The sequence below is a fragment of the Pseudomonas sp. B21-028 genome (assembly GCF_024749045.1).
Taxonomy (GTDB): domain Bacteria; phylum Pseudomonadota; class Gammaproteobacteria; order Pseudomonadales; family Pseudomonadaceae; genus Aquipseudomonas.
This window is the reverse complement of sequence record NZ_CP087184.1, coordinates 5338617-5361175: the sequence shown is the minus strand read 5'-3', so window position 1 is coordinate 5361175 and position 22559 is coordinate 5338617. Positions and strand designations below refer to the sequence as shown.

The 22559-nt window shown below is 62.8% G+C and carries 19 protein-coding genes and 1 pseudogene; 17 read left to right on the top strand and 3 right to left on the bottom strand.

Annotated elements, in window-relative coordinates; genetic code table 11:
- The first annotated feature begins 198 nt into the window (after positions 1 to 198).
- The 17 genes and pseudogenes from mraZ to LOY35_RS23025 form a co-directional block, all read left to right on the top strand.
- The gene (gene mraZ / locus LOY35_RS23105; RefSeq protein ID WP_003205355.1) at positions 199 to 654 is read left to right on the top strand and encodes a division/cell wall cluster transcriptional repressor MraZ; all 456 of its coding nucleotides are present in this window, start codon (positions 199 to 201) and stop codon (positions 652 to 654) included.
- Complete coding sequence (gene rsmH / locus LOY35_RS23100; protein ID WP_408981169.1) at positions 651 to 1598, top strand: 16S rRNA (cytosine(1402)-N(4))-methyltransferase RsmH; 948 nt, start codon at positions 651 to 653, stop codon at positions 1596 to 1598. Before mraZ ends, rsmH begins: the two co-directional genes overlap by 4 nt.
- Entirely contained in the window at positions 1595 to 1888 is a 294-nt protein-coding gene (ftsL, locus tag LOY35_RS23095) for a cell division protein FtsL (protein WP_258627621.1), read from the top strand. Before rsmH ends, ftsL begins: the two co-directional genes overlap by 4 nt.
- On the top strand, positions 1888 to 3627 hold the full coding sequence (locus LOY35_RS23090) for a penicillin-binding protein 2 (RefSeq protein WP_258633716.1): 1740 nt from the start codon (positions 1888 to 1890) through the stop codon (positions 3625 to 3627). Before ftsL ends, LOY35_RS23090 begins: the two co-directional genes overlap by 1 nt.
- Positions 3627 to 5090 carry a UDP-N-acetylmuramoyl-L-alanyl-D-glutamate--2,6-diaminopimelate ligase gene (locus LOY35_RS23085; RefSeq protein WP_258627616.1) on the top strand — a complete coding sequence of 488 codons (1464 nt, stop codon included), beginning with the start codon at positions 3627 to 3629 and terminating at the stop codon, positions 5088 to 5090. Before LOY35_RS23090 ends, LOY35_RS23085 begins: the two co-directional genes overlap by 1 nt.
- Positions 5083 to 6450 carry a UDP-N-acetylmuramoyl-tripeptide--D-alanyl-D-alanine ligase gene (gene murF, locus LOY35_RS23080; RefSeq protein WP_258627615.1) on the top strand — a complete coding sequence of 456 codons (1368 nt, stop codon included), beginning with the start codon at positions 5083 to 5085 and terminating at the stop codon, positions 6448 to 6450. Before LOY35_RS23085 ends, murF begins: the two co-directional genes overlap by 8 nt.
- Positions 6450 to 7532 carry a phospho-N-acetylmuramoyl-pentapeptide-transferase gene (gene mraY, locus LOY35_RS23075; protein ID WP_258627613.1) on the top strand — a complete coding sequence of 361 codons (1083 nt, stop codon included), beginning with the start codon at positions 6450 to 6452 and terminating at the stop codon, positions 7530 to 7532. The genes murF and mraY overlap by 1 nt, the downstream gene beginning before the upstream one ends.
- Positions 7533 to 7537: 5 nt before the next feature.
- The gene (gene murD / locus LOY35_RS23070) at positions 7538 to 8884 is read left to right on the top strand and encodes a UDP-N-acetylmuramoyl-L-alanine--D-glutamate ligase (protein ID WP_258627611.1); all 1347 of its coding nucleotides are present in this window, start codon (positions 7538 to 7540) and stop codon (positions 8882 to 8884) included.
- A gap of 2 nt (positions 8885 to 8886) precedes the next feature.
- A complete protein-coding gene (ftsW, locus tag LOY35_RS23065; RefSeq protein ID WP_258633715.1) occupies positions 8887 to 10098 on the top strand; it encodes a putative lipid II flippase FtsW in 1212 nt (403 codons plus the stop codon).
- On the top strand, positions 10088 to 11158 hold the full coding sequence (gene murG, locus LOY35_RS23060) for an undecaprenyldiphospho-muramoylpentapeptide beta-N-acetylglucosaminyltransferase (protein WP_258627610.1): 1071 nt from the start codon (positions 10088 to 10090) through the stop codon (positions 11156 to 11158). The genes ftsW and murG overlap by 11 nt, the downstream gene beginning before the upstream one ends.
- On the top strand, positions 11151 to 12611 hold the full coding sequence (gene murC / locus LOY35_RS23055) for a UDP-N-acetylmuramate--L-alanine ligase (RefSeq protein WP_258627604.1): 1461 nt from the start codon (positions 11151 to 11153) through the stop codon (positions 12609 to 12611). Before murG ends, murC begins: the two co-directional genes overlap by 8 nt.
- Complete coding sequence (locus tag LOY35_RS23050) at positions 12608 to 13573, top strand: D-alanine--D-alanine ligase (protein ID WP_258627601.1); 966 nt, start codon at positions 12608 to 12610, stop codon at positions 13571 to 13573. The genes murC and LOY35_RS23050 overlap by 4 nt, the downstream gene beginning before the upstream one ends.
- Before the next feature lie 3 nt (positions 13574 to 13576).
- Entirely contained in the window at positions 13577 to 14443 is an 867-nt protein-coding gene (locus LOY35_RS23045; protein WP_258627598.1) for a cell division protein FtsQ/DivIB, read from the top strand.
- A 15-nt stretch (positions 14444 to 14458) separates the two neighbouring features.
- Positions 14459 to 15718 carry a cell division protein FtsA gene (gene ftsA, locus LOY35_RS23040; RefSeq protein ID WP_003205342.1) on the top strand — a complete coding sequence of 420 codons (1260 nt, stop codon included), beginning with the start codon at positions 14459 to 14461 and terminating at the stop codon, positions 15716 to 15718.
- A 99-nt stretch (positions 15719 to 15817) separates the two neighbouring features.
- Positions 15818 to 17011, top strand: coding sequence for a cell division protein FtsZ (gene ftsZ / locus LOY35_RS23035; protein WP_258627596.1), 1194 nt, complete (start codon positions 15818 to 15820; stop codon positions 17009 to 17011).
- A gap of 112 nt (positions 17012 to 17123) precedes the next feature.
- Complete coding sequence (gene lpxC / locus LOY35_RS23030) at positions 17124 to 18035, top strand: UDP-3-O-acyl-N-acetylglucosamine deacetylase (RefSeq protein ID WP_010452622.1); 912 nt, start codon at positions 17124 to 17126, stop codon at positions 18033 to 18035.
- Between the two features lie 221 nt (positions 18036 to 18256).
- A pseudogene (locus LOY35_RS23025) lies at positions 18257 to 18628 on the top strand (UDP-3-O-acyl-N-acetylglucosamine deacetylase); the annotation flags it as partial.
- Positions 18629 to 18891: 263 nt separating this feature from the next.
- Here the strand turns inward: LOY35_RS23025 and LOY35_RS23020 are convergent.
- The 3 genes from LOY35_RS23020 to LOY35_RS23010 form a co-directional block, all read right to left on the bottom strand.
- The gene (locus LOY35_RS23020) at positions 18892 to 20385 is read right to left on the bottom strand and encodes a sensor domain-containing diguanylate cyclase (RefSeq protein WP_258627590.1); all 1494 of its coding nucleotides are present in this window, start codon (positions 20383 to 20385) and stop codon (positions 18892 to 18894) included.
- A gap of 135 nt (positions 20386 to 20520) precedes the next feature.
- Positions 20521 to 21900, bottom strand: a complete 1380-nt coding sequence (locus tag LOY35_RS23015) for a heavy metal sensor histidine kinase (RefSeq protein WP_258627588.1) — start codon at positions 21898 to 21900, stop codon at positions 20521 to 20523.
- A complete protein-coding gene (locus tag LOY35_RS23010) occupies positions 21875 to 22549 on the bottom strand; it encodes a heavy metal response regulator transcription factor (protein ID WP_258627586.1) in 675 nt (224 codons plus the stop codon). Before LOY35_RS23010 ends, LOY35_RS23015 begins: the two co-directional genes overlap by 26 nt.
- Positions 22550 to 22559: the final 10 nt, after the last annotated feature.

Below are 22559 nucleotides of genomic sequence, written 5' to 3'. Positions count from 1 at the left end.
GGTTGAGGTGAAAAATCCTACGTCAGATTCTTGTTGCCCCTCCTGAAACGCTCCTAAATCTCCGATCTATAAGGCTTTTCCTTCAATCCGCGCCTTGACGGTGTGGTAGGCGCATTCCTATAGTGTGCGCGAGTGGAGGAAAGTGGCATGAAGTGGGTTTTTTGGACGTAAAACGCTAGATTTTGGAGAAACGCTGACGTGTTTCGCGGAGCCAACGCTATCAGTCTCGATGCAAAGGGCCGTCTCGCCATGCCGAGCCGGTACCGTGACGAGCTCGTTTCGCGTAGTTCCGGTCAGTTGATCGTCACGATCGATGCCGTTGACCCCTGTCTATGCGTCTACCCGCTGGATGAGTGGGAAATCATCGAAACCAAACTGCGCGCGCTGCCTTCGCTGCGTGAAGAAAACCGCCGGCTGCAACGCCTGCTGATCGGTAATGCCGTCGACCTGGAGCTCGATGGCAGCGGTCGTTTCCTGGTTCCGCCGCGCCTTCGCGAGTACGCCAAGCTGGACAAGCGCGCGATGCTGGTGGGCCAACTGAACAAGTTCCAGCTGTGGGACGAAGATGCCTGGAATGCGGTTTCCGCCGCCGACCTCGCTGCTATTCAACAACCGGGCGCCATGCCCGATGAACTGCGTGATTTGATCCTGTGACTATAAATAGCGGCTTTAACCACATCACCGTACTGCTTGACGAGGCCGTCGAGGCCCTCGCCGTACGTCCTGATGGCTGCTATCTGGACGGCACGTTCGGGCGCGGTGGGCATAGCCGGTTGATTCTCAGCCAGCTCGGTCCGGATGGCCGGCTGCTGGGATTCGACAAGGATCCTCAAGCGATTGCCACCGGGCAAGCGCTGGCGGCCGAAGACGGCCGCTTTGTCATTGTGCAGCGCAGCTTTGCGGAGCTGGGGGCGGAGGTTGCCGGACGTGGCCTGGCCGGCAAAGTCAGCGGGATCCTGCTCGACCTGGGCGTCTCTTCGCCGCAACTGGACGATCCCGAGCGCGGCTTCAGTTTCCTCAACGATGGCCCGCTGGACATGCGCATGGATCCGTCTCGCGGAATCAGCGCCGCCGAATTCGTCAACACTGCTCCGGCGGAAGAAATCGCCCGTGTCTTCAAGGAATATGGCGAAGAGCGTTTCTCCGGGCGCATGGCGCGTGCCGTTGTGGAACGCCGTGACATCAAGCCATTCGAGCGCACCGGCGACCTGGCCGAAGTGTTGAAAGTCGCCAACCCTGCATGGGAGAAGGGCAAGAACCCGGCTACCCGTGCTTTCCAGGGGTTGCGCATCCACGTCAATAACGAACTGGGCGACCTCGAGGCAGGCCTCGATGCCGCCCTGGAAGCGCTGGAGATCGGCGGTCGCCTGGTGGTGATCAGCTTCCATTCCCTGGAAGACCGTATCGTCAAGCTGTTCATGCGCAAGCTCACCAAGGGTGAAGCCGACAACCTGCCGCGCAACCTGCCGGTGCGTTTCGAGGCATTCGTGCCGAAAATCAAGATTCATGGCAAGGCGCGGTTCGCCTCCGAGACGGAGCTCAAGGCCAATCCCCGGGCCCGTAGCGCCGTCATGCGTGTTGCGGAGAAGTTGCGGTGAGCCGGCTCTTCGCCAAGCCCCTGCCGGGTGGCAGCTTTTTCATGCTGCTGCTGTTTATCGGCGTGCTTCTGTCGGCCATCGGCGTGTCCTATAGCGCGCACTGGAACCGGCAGTTGCTCAATACGCTTTATAACGAACTGAGCGTGCGCGACAAGGCGCAGGCCGAGTGGGGCCGGTTGATCCTGGAGCAGAGCACCTGGACTGCCCACAGCCGCATCGAAGTATTGGCCACCGAACAGCTGAAGATGCGCATCCCGAATGCTGCCGAAGTACAGATGGTGGCGCCATGATGAAGCTCGAAGGGGCGCTGTTCCCGTGGCGGTTCCGTCTCGTCCTTGGATTGCTCGGGCTCATGGTGGCTGCCATCTCCTGGCGCATCATCGACCTGCAAGTCGTCGACCGGGACTTCCTCAAGGAGCAGGGCGATGCTCGCAGCATGCGTCATATCCCGATCCCGGCTCACCGTGGCCTGATCACCGACCGCAACGGCGAACCCCTGGCCGTGAGTACCCCGGTGACCACCTTGTGGGCAAACGCCAAGGAAATGCAGCAGGCCAAGGAAAAGTGGCCGGCCCTGGCCGCCGCCCTCGGGCAGGACCCCAAGGCCCTGGCCGAACGTCTTGAAGCCCAGGCCAATAAGGAATTCATCTATCTGGTGCGCGGGTTGACCCCCGAACAGGGCCAGAGCGTGCTCGACCTGAAAGTGCCGGGTGTCTATGGCATCGAAGAGTTCCGGCGGTTCTACCCGGCCGGTGAAGTGACGGCCCACATGGTCGGCTTTACCGACATCGATGACCGGGGACGCGAAGGCATAGAGCTGGCCTATGACGAATGGCTCGCCGGAGTTCCGGGCAAGCGCCAGGTCATCAAGGACCGGCGCGGCAGGCTGATCAAGGATGTCCAGGTCACCAAAAACGCCAAGGCCGGCAAGCCCTTGGCGTTGTCCATTGATCTGCGCCTGCAATACCTGGCCAACCGCGAGCTGCGCAATGCCATCGTCGAGAACGGTGCCAAGGCCGGCAGCCTGGTGATCATGGACGTGAAGACCGGCGAAATCCTGGCCATGGTCAACCAGCCGACCTACAACCCGAACAACCGCCGCAATCTGCAGCCGGCGATGATGCGCAACCGCGCAATGATCGACGTGTTCGAGCCGGGCTCGACCATGAAGGCTGTTTCCATGGCCGCCGCGCTGGAAACCGGACGCTGGAAACCGAGCGACACCGTCGAGGTGTATCCGGGGACCTTGCAGATCGGCAAGTACACCATTCGCGACGTCTCCAAGAGCGAGGGTCCGGTGCTCGACCTGCCCGGCATCCTGATCAATTCCAGCAACGTCGGCATGAGCAAGATCGCCTTCGATATCGGCGGTGAGACGATCTATCGCCTGGCGCAGAAGATCGGTCTCGGCCAGGACACCGGCCTGGGCTTCCCTGGCGAACGTGTCGGCAACCTGCCGAACTACCGCGAGTGGCGCAAGGCCGAGACGGCAACCCTGTCCTACGGCTACGGTGTATCCGTGACGGCGATCCAGCTGGTCCACGCGTTCTCGGCATTGGCCAACAACGGCCGCATCGCGCCGCTGACCCTGATCAAAACCGACAAGCCGCCGCAGACCACCCAGGTAATCCCCGAAAGTGTCGCCAAGACCATGCAGGGCATGTTGCAGCAGGTGATCGAGGCGCCGCGTGGCGTGTTCCGCGCCCAGGTACCGGCCTATCACGTCGCCGGCAAATCGGGTACGGCCCGCAAGACCTCCGTGGGCACCAAGGGCTATGCCGAGAACTCCTACCGTTCGCTGTTCGCCGGCTTCGGGCCGATGAGTGACCCGCGCTACGCCATCGTGGTGGTCATCGACGAGCCGAGCAAGGCGGGCTACTTCGGTGGCCTGGTGTCGGCGCCGGTATTCAGCAAGGTCATGTCCGGCACCCTGCGCCTGATGAACGTCACCCCGGATAACCTGCCACCCACGCAGCAGGCGAGCACCGCGCCGGTCGTCCCTTTGAAAGCCGATGGAGGGCGTGGCTGATGTCTCTGAGCCTGAACAAGATTTTTGCCCACGCCGGTCACGATCTGCTGATTCGCGAACTGGCCCTGGACAGCCGCAACGTCCGCGCCGGGGACCTGTTCCTGGCCGTGCCGGGCGCCCGGTACGACGGCCGCGCCCATATCGCCGATGCCTTGAAGCGCGGCGCGGCTGCGGTGGCGTATGAGGTAGAAGGCGCGACCGTGCTGCCGATCACCGATGTGCCGCTGATTCCGGTCAAGGGCCTCGCGGCGCAGCTGTCGGACATCGCCGGGCGCTTCTATGGCGAGCCGAGCCGTCACCTCAACCTGATTGGCGTGACCGGCACCAACGGCAAGACCAGCGTCACCCAACTGGTGGCTCAGGCGCTGGACCTGCTGGGGCAGCATTGCGGCATTGTCGGAACCCTGGGCAACGGTTTCCACGGCGCGCTGGAGAGCGGCCTGCACACCACGCCGAACCCGATTGCCGTGCAGGCGACCCTGGCCGACCTGAAAAAGGCTGGCGCCAAGGCTGTTGCGATGGAAGTTTCCTCCCATGGCCTGGACCAGGGACGCGTCACCGCCCTGGCATTCGACATCGCCGTTTTGACCAATCTGTCCCGGGATCACCTGGACTATCACGGCACCATGCAGGCTTATGGCGAAGCCAAGGCCAAGCTGTTTGCCTGGAACAACCTGAAGTGCCGGGTCATCAACCTCGACGATGAGTTCGGCCGGCAATTGGCGGCCAATCAGGGCGAGTCCCGATTGATCACCTACAGCCTGGAAGATGCCAGCGCCCACCTTTATGTGCGCCAGGCGCAGTTCGACGACGAGGGCGTACGGGCGACGCTGGTCACCCCGCAGGGTGAGCACCATCTGCGCAGTACCTTGCTGGGTCGTTTCAACCTGAGCAACGTATTGGCTGCCATCGGCGCCTTGTTGGGGCTGGACTACGCGCTGGATGAAATCCTCAAGGTCCTGCCGAAGCTCGAAGGCCCGGCCGGTCGCATGCAGCGCCTGGGTGGCGGTACTCAACCGCTGGTGGTGGTCGATTACGCCCACACCCCCGACGCCCTGGAAAAAGTCCTGATGGCCCTGCGGCCTCACGCCAAAGGCAAACTGCTCTGCCTGTTCGGCTGCGGCGGCGACCGTGACCGCGGCAAGCGCCCGCTGATGGCCGAGGTGGTGGAGCGGTTGGCCGATGGCGTACTCGTCACCGACGACAACCCACGTAGCGAAGACCCGTTGCAGATTTTCGACGACATCCGTGCCGGATTTTCGGCGGTGGACAAGGTGATTTTCGTCGCCGGTCGCGGCCAGGCGATTGCCCAGTTGATCGCCAGCGCTTCGGCGGACGATGTGGTCGTCCTGGCTGGCAAGGGGCACGAGGATTACCAGGAAATCAACGGCGTGCGCCATGACTTCTCCGATCTGGTCGAGGCCGATCACGCCTTGACCGCCTGGGAGGTGGCCCATGCTTAAGGCCTTGAAGCTCAGCGAACTGACCGGCGTCCTGAATGCGCGCCTCATCGCGGCGGATGCCCGTTTCGACGGCGTCAGCATCGACAGCAGGGCGATTGCGCCGGGGCAATTGTTCGTCGCCTTGGCCGGGCCGCGTTTCGACGGCCACGATTACCTGAATGACGTGGCGGCCAAAGGGGCGGTCGCGGCATTGGTCGAACGCGAAGTAGCCAACAGCGCGTTGCCACAGCTGCTGGTCGGCGACACCCGCCAGGCCCTGGGCCAGCTCGGCGCACTGAACCGTGCGGCATTTGGCAACCCGGTCGCCGCCATCACCGGTTCCAGCGGCAAGACCACGGTCAAGGAAATGCTCGCCAGCATCCTGCGTACCCGTGGTCCGGTACTGGCAACCCGGGGCAATCTGAACAATGACCTTGGCGTGCCGTTGACCCTGCTTGAACTGGCGCCGGAGCACAGCGCCGCCGTCATCGAGCTGGGGGCCTCGCGGCTCGGCGAGATTGCCTACACCGTGGGCATGACCAAGCCTCACGTCGCGGTGCTCAACAACGCCGGGACCGCCCATGTCGGCGAGTTCGGCGGCCCGGAAAAAATCGTCGAGGCCAAGGGCGAGATCATCGAAGGGCTGGAGGCCGATGGCGTCGCCGTGCTGAATCTCGACGACAAGGCTTTCGAAATCTGGAAGGCGCGGGCAGGTGAGCGCAAGGTGCTGACATTCGCCCTGAGCAACCTCGCCGCGAACTTCTACGCCAGCGACCTGGACCGCGATGCCCGTGGCTGCCCGGCCTTCAATCTGCACAGTCCCGACGGTGCGGAGCGGGTCCAGCTGAACCTGCTCGGCACCCATAACGTCGCCAATGCCCTGGCCGCCGCCGCCGCCGCCCATGCGCTGGGCGTGTCCCTGCCGGGCATCGTCGCGGGCTTGAACGCGGTGCAGCCGGTCAAGGGCCGCACCGTGGCGCAACTGGCCAGCAACGGCATGCGGGTGATCGACGACACCTACAACGCCAACCCGACGTCCATGTGCGCGGCGGTGGATATCCTCGCCGGTTTTCCCGGCCGCACCGTGCTGGTGCTGGGAGACATCGGCGAATTGGGCGACTGGGCGCAACAGGGGCACCACGATGTCGGTGCCTATGCCCGTGGCAAGGTCGATGCGCTGTATGCGGTCGGCCCGATGATGGCCCATGCCGTCGCCGCGTTTGGCGCGCACGCACGGCATTTCACCACTCAGGCCGACCTGATCCAGGCCCTGGGTGCCGAGCAAGACCCGAACACCACCTTATTGATCAAGGGCTCTCGTAGCGCAGCGATGGAAAACGTCGTCGCGGCGCTGTGCGGCACCCGTACGGAGAAACATTGATGCTGCTGCTGCTAGCGGAGTACCTGCAACAGTTCTACAAAGGCTTCGCGGTCTTCCAATACCTGACCCTGCGCGGGATCCTGGGTGTGCTGACCGCGCTGTCGTTGTCGCTGTTCCTGGGGCCGTGGATGATCCGCACCCTGCAGAGCCTGCAAATCGGCCAGTCGGTGCGTAACGACGGGCCGCAGTCGCATCTGTCCAAATCCGGCACCCCGACCATGGGCGGCGCGTTGATCCTGTCGTCCATCGGCGTCAGCACCTTGCTCTGGGCCGACCTGGCGAACCGCTATGTCTGGACCGTGCTGCTGGTGACCCTGCTGTTCGGTGCCATCGGTTGGGTTGACGATTACCGCAAGGTCATCGAGAAGAATTCCCGTGGGCTGCCGAGCCGCTGGAAATATTTCTGGCAGTCGGTGTTCGGCCTGGGCGCGGCGATCTTCCTTTATATGACCGCCGCCTCGCCGGTGGAAACCACCCTGATCCTGCCGATGCTCAAGGACTACAGCATTCCACTGGGCGCGGGCTTCGTCGTGCTGACCTACCTGGTGATCGTCGGGTCGAGCAACGCGGTCAACCTCACGGACGGCCTCGACGGCCTGGCGATCATGCCGACGGTGATGGTCGGCGGCGCGCTGGGGATCTTCTGCTATCTGTCGGGCAACGTGAAGTTCGCCGAATACCTGCTGATCCCCTACGTGCCCGGTGCGGGTGAGCTGATCGTGTTCTGCGGCGCGTTGATCGGCGCCGGCCTGGGGTTCCTCTGGTTCAACACCTACCCGGCCCAGGTCTTCATGGGCGACGTCGGCGCGCTGGCGCTGGGCGCGGCCCTGGGCACCATCGCCGTCATCGTTCGCCAGGAAATCGTCCTGTTCATCATGGGCGGCGTGTTCGTGATGGAGACCCTGTCAGTGGTCATTCAGGTTGCGTCCTTTAAATTGACCGGCCGCCGCGTATTCCGCATGGCGCCGATCCACCACCACTTTGAACTCAAGGGCTGGCCCGAGCCGCGCGTGATCGTCCGTTTCTGGATCATCACCGTGATTCTGGTGTTGATCGGCCTTGCCACCCTGAAGCTGAGGTAGAACGAGTGTCCCTGATCGCTTCTGACCACTTCCGCATCGTTGTCGGCCTCGGCAAGAGCGGCATGTCCCTGGTTCGCTTCCTGGCGAGCCGGGGCGTGTCGTTTGCTGTGGCCGATACGCGGGAGAATCCGCCTGAGCTGGCCACGCTGCGGCGTGACTATCCGCAGGTGGACGTGCGTTGTGGCGAGCTGGACGTCGAGTTCCTGTGCCGCGCCGACGAGCTCTACGTGAGCCCCGGCCTGGCCCTGGCGACGCCGGCCCTGCAGGCTGCTGCTGCCCGTGGCGTGAAATTGTCCGGTGATATCGAGCTGTTCGCGCGTAATGCCAAGGCGCCGATCATCGCCATCAGCGGCTCCAATGCGAAAAGCACCGTCACCACCCTGGTGGGCGAAATGGCCGCGGCGGCCGGCAAGCGGGTCGCCGTGGGCGGCAACCTCGGGACCCCGGCGCTGGACCTGCTCAGCGATGATGTCGAGCTGTATGTGATGGAACTGTCGAGCTTCCAGCTCGAGACCACCGATGATCTCGGCGCCGAAGTGGCGACCGTGCTCAACATCAGCGAAGACCACATGGACCGCTATAGCGGCCTGCCGGCTTATCACCTGGCCAAGCACCGGATTTTCCGGGGTGCCCGGCAAGTGGTATTCAACCGCCAGGACGCCCTGACCCGTCCGCTGCTGGGCGAGGGCATGCCGTGCTGGTCCTTCGGCCTGGGCGTACCGGACTTCAAGGGTTTCGGGTTGCGTGAAGAGAACGGCGAGAAATACCTGGCCTTCGAATTCCAGAACCTGATGCCGGTGCGCGAACTGAAGATCCGTGGTGCCCACAACCAGGCCAATGCGTTGGCGGCCCTGGCCCTCGGCCATGCGGTCGGCCTGCCGTTCGACGCCATGCTGTCGGCGCTGCGTACCTTCGCCGGTCTCGAACATCGCTGCCAGTGGGTTCGCGACCTGGATGGCGTGGCCTGGTACAACGATTCCAAGGCCACCAATGTGGGGGCCGCGCTGGCCGCCATCGAAGGTCTGGGCGCAGACATCGAAGGCAAACTCGTGCTGATCGCCGGTGGCGACGGCAAGGGTGCCGACTTCAAGGACCTGCGCGATCCGGTCGCGGCCAACTGCCGCGCCGTGGTGCTGATGGGGCGTGACCGCGAGTTGATCGCCGAGGCCATCGGCGACGACGTACCGCTGGTTCGCGTCGGTTCGCTGGACGAGGCCGTGCAGCAATGCCGTGCCCTCGCTCACCCGGGCGATGCCGTCCTGCTGTCGCCGGCCTGTGCCAGTTTCGACATGTTCAAGAACTACGAAGAGCGCGGGCAGTTGTTCGCTCGGGCTGCGGAGGACTTGGCATGAGCCTGAGAAGTGTCATCAAGCCGTATCCGTCGCCGCTGATCACCGGGCGTGGCATCGACCTCGATTTCCCGATGCTCGCCGGTTGCCTGGCGTTGCTCGGCCTGGGCTTGGTGATGATCACCTCCGCGTCGTCGGAAGTGGCGGCCGTGCAGTCCGGCAATCCCCTGTACCACATGATCCGCCACCTGATTTACCTGGTGATTGGCCTGGGTGTCTGCGTCGTCACCATGATGGTGCCGATCGCCACCTGGCAGCGCCTGGGCTGGATGATGCTGCTCGGCGCCTTTGGCCTGCTGGTGATGGTGCTGGTGCCGGGTATTGGCCGCGAGGTCAACGGCTCGATGCGCTGGATCGGTTTCGGCTTCTTCAACGTACAGCCTTCGGAAATCGCCAAGGTCTTCGTGGTGCTTTTCCTCGCCGGTTACCTGGTGCGTCGCCAGAAAGAAGTGCGCGAAAGCTGGATGGGCTTCTTCAAGCCCTTCATCGTGTTGCTGCCCATGTCGGGCCTGTTGCTGATGGAGCCCGACTTCGGCGCCACGGTGGTGATGATGGGCGCGGCGGCGGCGATGCTGTTCCTGGGCGGGGTCGGGCTGTTCCGCTTCATCCTGATGGTGGCGCTGGCGGTGGCTGCCGTGACGGTGCTGGTGCAAGCGCAACCCTATCGGATGGCGCGCCTGATCACCTTTACCGACCCGTGGGCCGACCAGTTCGGTTCTGGTTATCAATTGACCCAGGCACTGATCGCCTTCGGGCGCGGCGAATGGCTGGGCGTGGGCCTGGGCAACAGCGTGCAGAAACAGTTCTACCTGCCGGAAGCCCACACCGACTTCGTGTTCTCGGTGCTGGCCGAAGAGCTCGGCGTGGTGGGGTCGCTGTGCACCCTGGCCCTGTTCGTGTTCGTCTGCGTGCGTGGAATGTACATCGGCTTGTGGGCCGAGAGGGCCAAGCAGTTCTTCGCCGCTTATGTGGCCTATGGTCTGTCATTCCTGTGGATTGGTCAGTTCCTGATCAACATCGGTGTGAACGTCGGCCTGCTGCCGACCAAGGGCCTGACGCTGCCGTTCCTCAGCTATGGCGGTAGCTCTCTGGTGATCTGCTGTGCCTGTCTCGGCCTCTTGCTGCGCATCGAATGGGAGAGTCGGACCCACCTGGGCAGCGAAGAGATGGAATTCCAGGAGAGCGACTTCGCCGAGGAGCCGACTCATGGGCGCTAACGTGCTGATCATGGCGGGCGGCACCGGCGGGCACGTGTTCCCGGCGCTGGCCTGTGCCCGGGAGTTCCAGGCGCGCGGCTACACCGTGCACTGGCTGGGCACCCCACGGGGGATCGAGAACGAATTGGTTCCCGGTGCGGGTCTGGAGTTGCACCGGATCAATGCCAGCGGCCTGCGGGGCAAAGGCAAGCTGTCCTTGCTCAAGGCGCCACTGATGCTGCTCAAGTCGGTCTGGCAGGCGCGGGCGATCATTCGTCGCCTGCGGCCGGTCTGTGTGGTCGGGTTCGGTGGTTATGTGACCGGCCCTGGCGGTGTAGCGGCGAAACTGGCCGGCGTACCGGTAATCGTTCACGAGCAGAACGCCGTCGCCGGTACCGCCAATCGGTTACTGGTGCCGTTGGCCGCCCGGGTCTGTGAAGCCTTTCCCGACACCTTTACCCTGTCGGGCAGCCGCCGCACCACCGGCAATCCGGTGCGTACCGAGCTGTTTCTCGATACCCCGCGCCCGGCCCTGGCCGGACGCAAGGCGCGCTTGCTGGTCCTGGGTGGAAGCCTGGGGGCAGAGCCGTTGAACAAATTGCTGCCCGAAGCCTTGTCGCAGGTTGCCACCGAACTGCGGCCGGAAGTCTTTCACCAGGCCGGCAAGCACCACGATGAAGTGACCGCCGAGCGCTATCGCGCCGCAGGCGTCGAGGCGCAAGTGCAGCCGTTCATCAAAGACATGGCCCAAGCCTATGGCTGGGCCGACCTGGTGATCTGTCGCGCAGGCGCGTTGACCATCAGTGAACTGGCTGCCGCCGGTCTGCCCTCGATGCTGGTGCCCTTGCCCCACGCCATCGACGATCACCAGACCCGCAACGCCGATTATTTGGCCCGTGAAGGCGCTGCCTTCCTGCTGCCGCAAAGAACGACCGGCGCCGCGGATCTTGCCGCCCGCCTGACAGAGGTCTTGATGCAACCGCAACGACTTGAAGACATGGCCCGCGCCGCGCGCCGCCTGGCCAAACCCGATGCAACGGCCCAAGTGGTCGATACCTGCCTGGAGGTGGCCCATGGTTGAGAATCGCAAAGCCATGCCACAGCCGGAGATGCGCCGTATCCGCCGCATCCACTTCGTCGGTATCGGCGGCGTGGGCATGTGCGGGATTGCCGAAGTGCTGCTGAACCTGGGCTATCAGGTGTCAGGTTCCGACCTGAAGGCTTCGCCGGTCACCGAGCGCCTGGAATCCTTTGGTGCCCAGATCTTTATCGGCCACCGTGCCGAGAACGCCGCCAATGCCGATGTGCTGGTGGTTTCCAGTGCCGTGAACACCTCCAACCCGGAAGTCGCCACCGCCCTGGAACGCCGCATTCCGGTGGTGCCCCGTGCCGAGATGCTGGCCGAGCTAATGCGCTATCGCCACGGCATCGCCGTGGCCGGTACCCACGGCAAGACCACCACCACCAGCCTGATCGCCTCGGTGTTCGCCGCCGGCGGCCTGGACCCGACCTTCGTGATCGGCGGTCGTCTGAATGCCGCGGGCACCAACGCCCAACTGGGCACCAGCCGCTACCTGATCGCCGAAGCCGACGAGAGTGATGCGAGCTTCCTGCACCTGCAACCGCTGGTGGCCGTGGTCACCAACATCGACGCCGACCACATGGCGACCTATGACGGCGACTTCAACAAGTTGAAGAAGACCTTCGTCGAGTTCCTCCACAACCTGCCGTTCTACGGGCTGGCGGTGGTGTGCCTGGACGATCCGGTGGTACGCGAGATTCTGCCGCTGATCAAACGTCCGACCGTGACCTACGGTTTCGGCGAAGAAGCCGACGTGCGCGCCATCAATGTGCGCCAGCAGGGCATGCAGACGTTCTTCACCGTGCTGCGTCCCGACCGTGAGCCGCTGGACGTGTCGGTGAACATGCCGGGCAACCACAACGTGCTCAACGCCCTGGCCACCATCTGCATTGCCACCGACGAAGGTGTCAGCGACGAAGCCATCGTTCAGGGACTGTCGGGGTTCCAGGGCGTGGGGCGGCGCTTCCAGGTCTATGGCGAGCTGCCGGTGGACGGCGGCCAGGTGATGCTGGTGGACGATTACGGCCACCACCCGACCGAAGTCGCGGCGGTGATCAAGGCCGTGCGCGGTGGTTGGCCGGAGCGCCGCCTGGTGATGGTTTACCAGCCGCACCGCTATAGCCGTACCCGCGACCTGTACGACGATTTCGTCCAGGTGCTGGCCGATGCCAACGTGCTGCTGTTGATGGAAGTCTATCCGGCCGGAGAAGAGCCGATCCCGGGCGCCGACAGCCGTCAGCTGTGCCACAGCATCCGCCAGCGCGGTCAACTGGACCCGATCTACATCGAACGCGGCGTGGACCTCGCGCCGCTGGTCAAGCCGCTGCTGCGCGCCGGAGACATCCTGTTGTGCCAAGGGGCCGGTGATATCGGTGGCCTGGCGCCGAAACTGTTGAAAAGTCCGTTATTCGCCGGTGCCACCGCGGCCTCCAGCGAGGGGAAACTGAAATGACTGCTGCCTACGCCAACCTGGTCTCCACCCTTGACCCGAAAGCTTTCGGCCGCGTCGCCGTGCTGTTCGGCGGCAAGAGTGCCGAGCGCGAGGTGTCCCTCAAGTCCGGCAACGCCGTGCTCGAAGCCCTGCAAAGCGCCGGTGTCGATGCGTTCGGCATCGACGTGGGCGATGACTTCCTGCAGCGCCTGCTGAGCGAAAAGATCGACCGCGCGTTCATCATTCTCCACGGTCGCGGCGGTGAAGACGGCAGCATGCAAGGCCTGCTCGAATGCCTGGGCATTCCCTACACCGGCAGCGGCATTCTGGCGTCGGCCCTGGCGATGGACAAACTGCGCACCAAGCAGGTCTGGCACAGCCTCGGCATTCCGACGCCGCGTCATGCCGTGCTGGCGTCCGAGGCCGACTGTATTTCGGCGGCCACGGAACTGGGCTTCCCTTTGATCGTCAAACCGGCCCATGAAGGTTCAAGTATCGGCATGGCGAAAGTGAATTCGCTGCCTGAGTTGACCGCGGCATGGAAAGACGCCAGTTCCTACGATTCGCAAGTGTTGGTCGAGCAATGGATCACCGGTCCCGAGTTCACCATCGCCACCCTGCGTGACCAGGTGTTGCCGCCGATCGCGCTGGGCACGCCTCACACGTTCTACGACTACGACGCCAAGTACGTGGCCAATGACACCCAGTACCGCATTCCCTGCGGGCTGGACAGCACCAAGGAAAAAGAATTGATGGACCTCACGGCCAAGGCCTGTGAGGCGCTGGGTATTGCCGGTTGGGGACGGGCGGACGTGATGCAGGACGCCGATGGGCAGTTCTGGTTCCTGGAAGTCAACACGGCGCCCGGCATGACCGATCACAGCCTGGTCCCGATGGCGGCCCGTGCCGCCGGTCTGGATTTCCAGCAACTGGTGCTGTCGATCCTGGCCGCCAGTGTCGGCTCTCAAGAGCCAAGAGGTTAAGCCATGCAAGGCGCATCGCTTCGTCATCAGCCATCCGCACCCGGTCGCAAGCCGGTGCCGCGGGGTGCCAGCCGAATGGTGGCCAAAGAGCCGATGTCGGCGCGCTTGCCGAAAGCCAACTTTGGTTTTCTCAAGAGCCTGTTCTGGCCGGTGCTGCTGGTGGCGTTGGGGTTCGGTACCTATGAAGGCGCCCAGCGGTTGCTGCCTTACGCCGACCGGCCGATCGCCCGGATCAACGTCCAGGGCGACCTCAGCTACATCAGCCAGCAAGCGGTGCAGCAGCGGATCGCCCCGTTCGTGGCGTCGAGCTTCTTCACCATCGACCTGGCGGGCATGCGCACGGAGCTGGAGCAGATGCCCTGGATCGCCCATGCCGAAGTCCGGCGCGTGTGGCCCGACCAGGTCTCGATCCGCCTGGAAGAACAACTGCCGGTGGCCCGCTGGGGCGACGAGTCGCTGTTGAACAACCAGGGCCAGGCGTTCACGCCGCGGGAACTGGCCAACTACGAACATTTGCCACAGTTGTTCGGCCCCGTGCGGGCTCAACAACAGGTGATGCAGCAATACCAGGTGTTGAGCCAGATGTTGCGGCCGTTGGGTTTCTCCATCGCGCGCCTGGAATTGCGCGAACGCGGCAGCTGGTTCCTGACCACTGGCGCGGGCAGCTCTGGGCCGGGCATCGAGCTGCTGCTCGGTCGCGGCAACCTGGTGGAAAAGATGCGCCGTTTCATCGCCATCTATGACAAGACGCTCAAAGAACAGATTACGAACATCGCGCGCATCGATCTGCGCTACGCCAATGGCCTGGCTGTTGGCTGGCGGGAACCGGTAGCGCCCACGACGGCCCAACCCGCCGTCGCGAAGAATTAAGAAGAGGCAGGACCCATGGCAAACGTGCAAAGCGGAAAAATGATCGTCGGGCTGGATATCGGCACTTCCAAGGTGGTTGCGCTGGTAGGCGAGGTCGCGGACGACGGCACGCTGGTCATCGTCGGGATCGGCACCCATCCGTCCCGTGGCCTGAAGAAAGGTGTGGTGGTGAATATCGAGTCCACCGTGCAATCGATCCAGCGCGCCATCGAAGAAGCGCAGCTGATGGCCGGTTGCCGGATCCACTCGGCGTTCGTCGGCGTGGCGGGCAATCACATTCGCAGCCTGAACTCCCACGGTATCGTCGCGATCCGTGATCGCGAAGTCAGCTCCGCCGACCTCGAACGCGTGCTCGACGCGGCCCAGGCCGTGGCGATTCCGGCCGACCAGCGGGTGCTGCACACCCTGCCGCAGGATTACGTGATCGACAACCAGGAAGGCGTGCGCGAGCCCCTGGGCATGTCCGGCGTGCGTCTGGAAGCCAAGGTCCACGTGGTCACTTGCGCCGTGAACGCCGCGCAGAACATCGAGAAATGCGTACGCCGTTGCGGCCTGGAAATCGACGACATCATCCTCGAGCAACTGGCTTCGGCCTACTCGGTGCTGACCGACGACGAGAAAGAACTGGGCGTGTGCCTGGTGGACATCGGCGGCGGCACCACCGACATCGCGATCTTCACCGAAGGCGCCATTCGCCACACCGCGGTGATCCCGATTGCCGGTGACCAGGTGACCAACGACATCGCCATGGCGTTGCGCACCCCGACCCAGTACGCCGAGGAAATCAAGATCCGCTACGCCTGTGCCCTGGCGAAACTGGCCGGTGCCGGTGAAACCATCAAGGTCCCGAGCGTCGGCGACCGTCCTCCGCGCGAGCTGTCCCGTCAGGCCCTGGCCGAAGTGGTCGAGCCGCGCTACGACGAACTGTTCACGCTGATCCAGGCCGAACTGCGCCGCAGCGGCTACGAAGACCTGATTCCGGCCGGCATCGTGTTGACCGGCGGTACGTCGAAGATGGAAGGCGCGGTCGAGCTGGCCGAGGAGATCTTCCACATGCCGGTGCGCCTGGGCGTGCCCCATGGCGTCAAGGGCCTGGATGACGTGGTGCGCAACCCGATCTATTCCACCGGCGTGGGCCTGTTGATGTACGGCCTGCAGAAACAGTCCGACGGGATCTCGTTCTCGGGCATCGGCAGTCGCGACAGCTACAGCAGCGACGAGCCGAAGGCACCGCTGTTCGAGCGGCTCCAGGCGTGGGTCAAAGGAAATTTCTGATACAGGTTTCAAGCTTCGGGTGGCAGGTTTCAGGCCTGGTGCCGGAAGGGCAGCAAACGCAGTAGGCGAAAAAAACTAGAGAATGTAAGGAGAGGGAAAATGTTCGAACTCGTAGACAACATCCCCGCTAGCCCGGTTATCAAAGTAATCGGTGTCGGCGGTGGCGGCGGCAACGCTGTCAACCACATGGTCAAGAGCAACATCGAAGGCGTCGAGTTCATCTGCGCCAACACCGATGCTCAAGCGCTGAAGAACATTGGCGCGCGGACCATCCTGCAACTGGGTACCGGCGTGACCAAGGGCCTGGGTGCCGGCGCGAATCCCGAGGTTGGCCGTCAGGCTGCCCTGGAAGACCGCGAGCGCATCGCTGAAGTCCTGGCCGGCACCAACATGGTGTTCATCACCACGGGCATGGGCGGCGGTACCGGTACCGGTGCGGCGCCGATCATTGCCGAAGTGGCCAAGGAAATGGGCATCCTCACCGTTGCGGTGGTGACCCGTCCGTTCCCGTTCGAAGGCCGCAAGCGCATGCAGATTGCCGATGAAGGCATCCGCGCGCTGAGCGAAAGCGTCGACTCGTTGATCACCATCCCCAACGAGAAGCTGCTGACCATCCTCGGTAAAGACGCCAGCCTGCTGTCGGCGTTCGCCAAGGCCGATGACGTACTGGCCGGTGCCGTTCGCGGTATCTCCGACATCATCAAGCGTCCTGGGATGATCAACGTCGACTTCGCCGACGTACGCACCGTGATGTCCGAAATGGGCATGGCGATGATGGGCACTGGCTGCGCCAGCGGTCCGAACCGTGCTCGCGAAGCCACCGAAGCGGCCATCCGCAACCCGTTGCTCGAAGATGTGAACCTGCAGGGCGCCCGCGGCATCCTGGTGAACATCACCGCGGGTCCCGACCTGTCCCTGGGCGAGTACTCCGACGTGGGCAGCATCATCGAAGCGTTCGCTTCCGACCACGCCATGGTCAAGGTCGGCACCGTGATCGATCCGGACATGCGTGACGAGCTGCACGTAACCGTGGTTGCCACCGGCCTGGGCGCGAAAATCGAGAAGCCGATGAAGGTGATCGACAACACTGTCCAGACCACAATGGCCTCGCAGCCTCAGCAGCAAGCCTCCGTTCGTCAGGAACAGCCTGCGGTGAACTACCGCGACCTGGACCGTCCGACTGTCATGCGCAACCAGGCCCAGGCCGGTGCTGCGACTGCCGCGAAGATGAATCCACAAGACGATCTGGACTACCTGGACATCCCGGCCTTCCTGCGTCGTCAGGCCGATTGATGAAATGTATCAGGGGTATTCGGGTGATTGGTGTTCAGCAAAGGTCTGGTCTGCTATCATCGCCAGCCTTTGTTGATACCAGTTCGCAATTTGCGCTGAAGCGGCCCATGCCATGATTAAACAACGCACCCTGAAGAATATTATCCGTGCCACAGGTGTCGGCCTGCACTCCGGCGAGAAGGTCTACCTGACCCTCAAGCCCGCGCCTGTCGACACCGGCATTGTGTTTTGTCGTGCCGACCTCGACCCTGTGGTGCAGATTCCTGCTCGCGCGGAAAATGTTGGTGAAACCACCATGTCGACCACGCTGGTCAACGGTGACACCAAAGTGGACACGGTGGAGCATTTGCTCTCGGCCATGGCTGGCCTGGGCATCGATAACGCCTACGTCGAGCTCTCCGCGTCCGAAGTCCCGATCATGGATGGCAGCGCCGGACCCTTCGTATTCCTGATTCAATCGGCTGGCCTGGAAGAGCAGGACGCGGCCAAGAAGTTCATCCGCATCCTGCGGGAAGTGACAGTGGAAGACGGCGACAAGCGCGCCACTTTCGTCCCTTTCGATGGTTTCAAGGTGAGCTTCGAGATCGATTTCGATCACCCGGTTTTCCGTGACCGCACCCAGAGTGCAAGCGTGGATTTTTCCAGCACTTCGTTCGTAAAAGAAGTCAGCCGCGCCCGTACCTTTGGTTTCATGAGTGACATCGAGTACCTGCGCAAGCACAACCTCGCACTCGGCGGCAGTGTTGAAAACGCGATCGTGGTCGATTCCGATGGCGTGTTGAACGAAGACGGTCTTCGCTATGAAGACGAATTCGTCAAACACAAGATCCTCGATGCAATCGGCGACCTCTACCTGCTGGGCAATAGCCTGATTGGTGAGTTCAAGGGCTTCAAGTCCGGCCACGCACTGAACAACCAGCTGCTGCGCAAGTTGATTGAGCAGAAAGATGCTTGGGAAGTGGTGACGTTCGAAGATGCCAGTACCGCACCGATCTCTTACATGCGTCCTGTTGCGGCCGTGTAAGCAAAAAACCTCTCTAGTTTTTTAAGGGCTGCCTTCGGGTGGCCTTTTTTTATGGCTTGTCTGTGGCGAGGGGATTTATCTGTGGCGAGGGGATTTATCCCCGCTGGGCTGCGCAGCAGCCCCAAAACCAGGCAACTTGGTGAGTCAGATGGATTGAGTCCATAGTGATGGGGCTGCTCCGCAGCCCAGCGGGGATAAATCCCCTCGCCACAGATAACTTCTTTGCCAAAGAAGTCAGCCGCGCCCGTACCTTTGGTTTCATGAGTGACATCGAGTACCTGCGCAAGCACAACCTCGCACTCGGCGGCAGTGTTGAAAACGCGATCGTGGTCGATTCCGATGGCGTGTTGAACGAAGACGGTCTTCGCTATGAAGATGAATTCGTCAAACACAAGATCCTCGATGCAATCGGCGACCTCTACCTGCTGGGCAATAGCCTGATTGGTGAGTTCAAGGGCTTCAAGTCCGGCCACGCACTGAACAACCAGCTGCTGCGCAAGTTGATTGAGCAGAAAGATGCTTGGGAAGTGGTGACGTTCGAAGACGCCAGTACCGCACCGATCTCTTACATGCGTCCTGTTGCGGCCGTGTAAGCAAAAAACCTCTCTAGTTTTTTAAGGGCTGCCTTCGGGTGGCCTTTTTTTATGGCTTGTCTGTGGCGGGGGGATTTATCTGTGGCGAGGGGATTTATCCCCGCTGGGCTGCGCAGCAGCCCCAAAACCAGGCAACTTGGTGAGTCAGATGGATTGAGTCCATAGTGATGGGGCTGCTGCGCAGCCCAGCGGGGATAAATCCCCTCGCCACAGATAAACTTCTTTGCCCCAGAAAACTCCTTTGCCACAGGGGCATCGGGATCCTACATCGCGCAGACCACGCAATTGCGTCCGCTGGCCTTGGCCTGGTATAGCGCCTTGTCGGCGGCGAACAGGAGCTGTTCGAAGTCGCCATACGGTCCCTGGGACCAGGTGGCGATGCCGATGCTGACGGTCATGGGCGCCTCGCCCGGCCGGACGGGCAGCTGTTCCACTGCTTCGCGAATGCTCTGGGCCATGGCAAACGCCCCGGCAGTGTTGGTTTCCGGCAATACCACCGAGAACTCTTCGCCACCGTAGCGGGCGGCCAGGTCGGCTGGACGACGGACACGTTCACCGATCAGGCGTGCCAGGACTCGCAATGCCTCGTCACCTTGTTGATGGCCATGACGATCATTGAATGCCTTGAAGTGGTCGGCATCGATCATCAGCACCGACAGCGGCTGGCCCGAGCGCAAGGCACGTGGCCATTCCCGTTGCAGCGTCTCGTCGAGGGCCCTGCGGTTGGCCAGGCCCGTCAGTGGATCGGTGGCCGCCCGCTGGGCCAACTCCCGTTCAGCACGATGGCGGCGTCTCAATTCGCGGCGCAGCAGCCAGGTCAGCCAGAGCAGGCCGATGCACAGCGCACCGGTAGCGCCGCTGACGATCAGCGTCGTGCGTAGCCATGAAGCGAAGACTTCCTCGGAGGAGAGCGCCACCACGACGATCAACGGCAAGTTGCCGACCTGGGAAAAAGTGTAGAGGCGCTGTTTCTGGTCAAAACCGGAAATGCTGGTGAAGCTGCCGTTACCTTCATGCAGGATGCGCACGAAATTCGGCCGGTTGCTGAAATCCCGACCGATCATGTCCTCGGCCAGGGGCGGTTCCTGGGCCAGCAGGATTCCCTCGCGGCTGATCAGGTTGACCGTACCGCCATGCCCGATGTTCAAGCTCTTGAACAACTGGCTGAAGTAATTCAAGCGCATCGCTGCTTCGGCCACGCCCAGGAAATCGCCGCGCTCGTCGCTCAGCCGGCGACTGAAACTGATACGCCAGTCGTGCTCGTCACTCCTGGCCCGGAAGGGGCGACTGATCATCATGTCCGGACTCGGGTTCTGGAGGTGGGACTGGAAATACTCCCGCTCAGCATGGTTACCGACGCGTGGTTCGACCGAGGTCGAGTCAGCGATCACATCGCCTTGTTTGTCCAGCAGCAGGATGTCGCCTTTGTAGGGGGCGGCGGTGGCGCGGTCGAACAGGGCCAGGTGGCGGATTTCCGGTGAGACGTCTTTCAGGTCTTCGCGCTTGGCCGCGGCTATCAGGCCTTGCACCGACACGTCGTAGAGTTCCACGTTGCGCAGCACATCGGCATTGATCAACTGCACGATATTGGTGGCCGCACGGGTCGCCGCTTCACGGGCGCTGGCGTGTTCGCGAATCAGCAGGAAGGTGACGATGCTCAGGATGGCGATGACAACCAGTGAGCTGGCCAGTACGAGTATCCGCTCCGAACGTATCGATAGCGGGGTGCTGCCGGATGTCGCACTGCTGGGGCTCATGATTCCGATGTCTATTGGGTCGATCCATTCCGAAGGGAGCATAGCTGGCAATTCACCAGATGCTGGCCTTTTGCTGATTGTGCTTGGATCGGCGAGAGGGGGCAATCAGTGTTCGCGCAAAAAACGGTACGGGGATCAGGCCGGCAAACGAATCCCGAAGGTATTGGCACCCCGGTCACTGCGCACGAAGACATCGCCACCGTGCATCAGGGCGATGGCCCTGACGATGGCCAGCCCCAACCCATGGTTGGCCCCACTGTTGCTGCGAGAGGCATCGACCCGGTAGAAGCGTTCGAACAGTCGCGGCAGGTGTTCATTGGCAATGGGTTCGCCAGGGTTGGTGACGGCGAGGGTGATCTGGTCGGCCTGGGCTTCGATGCTCACGTCGATAATCTGTCCGGGTGCGGTGTGCTGTACGGCGTTGCTCAGCAGGTTGATCAGCGCCCGGCGCAGATGAGCGATCTCGATGCTGGCCTGGGCGTCGCCGCTGACCCGCACCTGGACCTGGGCATCTTCGAGGATGAAGTCCAGGTAATCGAGGGTGGTGGCCACTTCGTCGGCCAGGGACGTGGTGGTCAGCTTGGTGGCCTTGTTGCCTTGGTCGGCGCTGGCGAGGAACAGCATGTCGTTGATGATCGAGCGCAGCCGTTCCAGTTCCTCGAGGTTCGATTGCAGCACTTCGAAATAATGCTCGGCCGAACGGCCACGGGTCAACGCCACCTGGGTCTGGCCGATGAGGTTGGTCAGGGGCGAGCGCAGTTCATGGGCGACATCGGCGTTGAACGACTCCAGGCGTGAGTAGGCCTGTTCGACCCGGTCGAGGGTGGCGTTAAAGGAACTGACGAACTGGCTGAGCTCCGGTGGCAACGGCGAGAGCCGTAGGCGCCCGGACAGGCGCGGAGGGGTCAGGCGCCGGGCTTCATCGGACAATTTGATCAGTGGTTTGAGGCCGATATGCGCCACCCAGTAGCCCAGCAGGGAGGCGAGCAACACCCCGACAATCGCCAGGCTCACCAAGGCCACCAGCAGACGATGCTGGGTCTGGTAGAACGTCTCGGTGTCGATGCCGATCATGAAGCGCAGCGGCGGTCGCTGGTCCTTGGCCGGAAACTGGCTCACCAGCACTTTCATCGGGTAGTGGCGGTTGGGCAATTGCAGGTCGCGTTTACCCAGTGGCCCTTGAGTGAAGGCGCGGATCTGCGGGTCGGGATCGCCATATTCGAAGTGTGGATCACCGCTGACGATCCAGAAGTGGATGCGCTTGTCTTCCTCGCCCAGCAAGTGCAACTTGTTGTGGATCTTCACCCAGTGCTCGGGCGTACCGTAACGGCCCACGGTGGATTCGAGGACGCTGTAGCGGGCGTCGAGTTCGGCTTCGGGCAACAGGCCGAGGCCTTTTTCGACCTGCTGGTACAAGGCACCGCCGATCAACAGGAACACCAGCGCGGCGACCAGGGTGAACAGGCCGCTGAGGCGTAGCGCGATACTGTTACTCACTGCGACTTTCCAGCACATAGCCCATCCCGCGGATGGTATGCAGCAACTTCTGTTCGAACGGCCCGTCAAGCTTGGCCCGCAGGCGTTTGATCGCCACCTCCACGACATTGGCGTCGCTGTCGAAATTGATGTCCCAGACCATTTCGGCGATGGCGGTCTTGGAGAGGATTTCACCCTGGCGGCGGGCGAGGACACTGAGCAGCGAGAACTCCTTGGCCGTCAAATCCAGGCGTTGGCCGGCGCGGGTGGCCTTGCGGCTGATCAGGTCGATCCACAGGTCGGCGATGCTCACCTGCATCGGCTCATGGCCGCCGCTGCGACGGGTCAGGGCTTGCAGGCGGGCCACCAATTCCAGGAAGGAGAACGGCTTGCCCAGGTAATCGTCGGCGCCGTCGCGCAAACCCTTGACCCGGTCTTCGACCCGTTCCCGGGCCGTGAGCATGATCACTGGTGTCTGCTTGCGGGCGCGCAGGGCACGCAGCACGCCGAAGCCGTCCAGGCCCGGCAGCATCACGTCGAGCACGATCACCGCATATTCGCTTTCCAGGGCCAGGTGCAGCCCTTCGACACCATCGGGGGCCACATCCACGATGTAGCCCTGTTCCGTCAGGCCACGATGCAGGTAATCCGCGGTTTTTTCTTCGTCTTCGATGATCAGAACGCGCATTGGCCCCGCC

What these genes read in the sequence shown, in the direction of transcription:
- LOY35_RS23090 (WP_258633716.1), top strand. Translation starts at nt 1,888, where the DNA reads ATGAAGCTCGAAGGGGCGCTGTTCCCGTGGCGGTTCCGTCTCGTCCTT.
- LOY35_RS23085 (WP_258627616.1), top strand. Translation starts at nt 3,627, where the DNA reads ATGTCTCTGAGCCTGAACAAGATTTTTGCCCACGCCGGTCACGATCTG.
- murF (WP_258627615.1), top strand. Translation starts at nt 5,083, where the DNA reads ATGCTTAAGGCCTTGAAGCTCAGCGAACTGACCGGCGTCCTGAATGCG.
- mraY (WP_258627613.1), top strand. Translation starts at nt 6,450, where the DNA reads ATGCTGCTGCTGCTAGCGGAGTACCTGCAACAGTTCTACAAAGGCTTC.
- murG (WP_258627610.1), top strand. Translation starts at nt 10,088, where the DNA reads ATGGGCGCTAACGTGCTGATCATGGCGGGCGGCACCGGCGGGCACGTG.
- murC (WP_258627604.1), top strand. Translation starts at nt 11,151, where the DNA reads ATGGTTGAGAATCGCAAAGCCATGCCACAGCCGGAGATGCGCCGTATC.
- LOY35_RS23050 (WP_258627601.1), top strand. Translation starts at nt 12,608, where the DNA reads ATGACTGCTGCCTACGCCAACCTGGTCTCCACCCTTGACCCGAAAGCT.
- LOY35_RS23045 (WP_258627598.1), top strand. Translation starts at nt 13,577, where the DNA reads ATGCAAGGCGCATCGCTTCGTCATCAGCCATCCGCACCCGGTCGCAAG.
- ftsA (WP_003205342.1), top strand. Translation starts at nt 14,459, where the DNA reads ATGGCAAACGTGCAAAGCGGAAAAATGATCGTCGGGCTGGATATCGGC.
- ftsZ (WP_258627596.1), top strand. Translation starts at nt 15,818, where the DNA reads ATGTTCGAACTCGTAGACAACATCCCCGCTAGCCCGGTTATCAAAGTA.
- lpxC (WP_010452622.1), top strand. Translation starts at nt 17,124, where the DNA reads ATGATTAAACAACGCACCCTGAAGAATATTATCCGTGCCACAGGTGTC.
- LOY35_RS23020 (WP_258627590.1), bottom strand. Translation starts at nt 20,385, where the DNA reads ATGAGCCCCAGCAGTGCGACATCCGGCAGCACCCCGCTATCGATACGT.
- LOY35_RS23015 (WP_258627588.1), bottom strand. Translation starts at nt 21,900, where the DNA reads ATGTGCTGGAAAGTCGCAGTGAGTAACAGTATCGCGCTACGCCTCAGC.
- LOY35_RS23010 (WP_258627586.1), bottom strand. Translation starts at nt 22,549, where the DNA reads ATGCGCGTTCTGATCATCGAAGACGAAGAAAAAACCGCGGATTACCTG.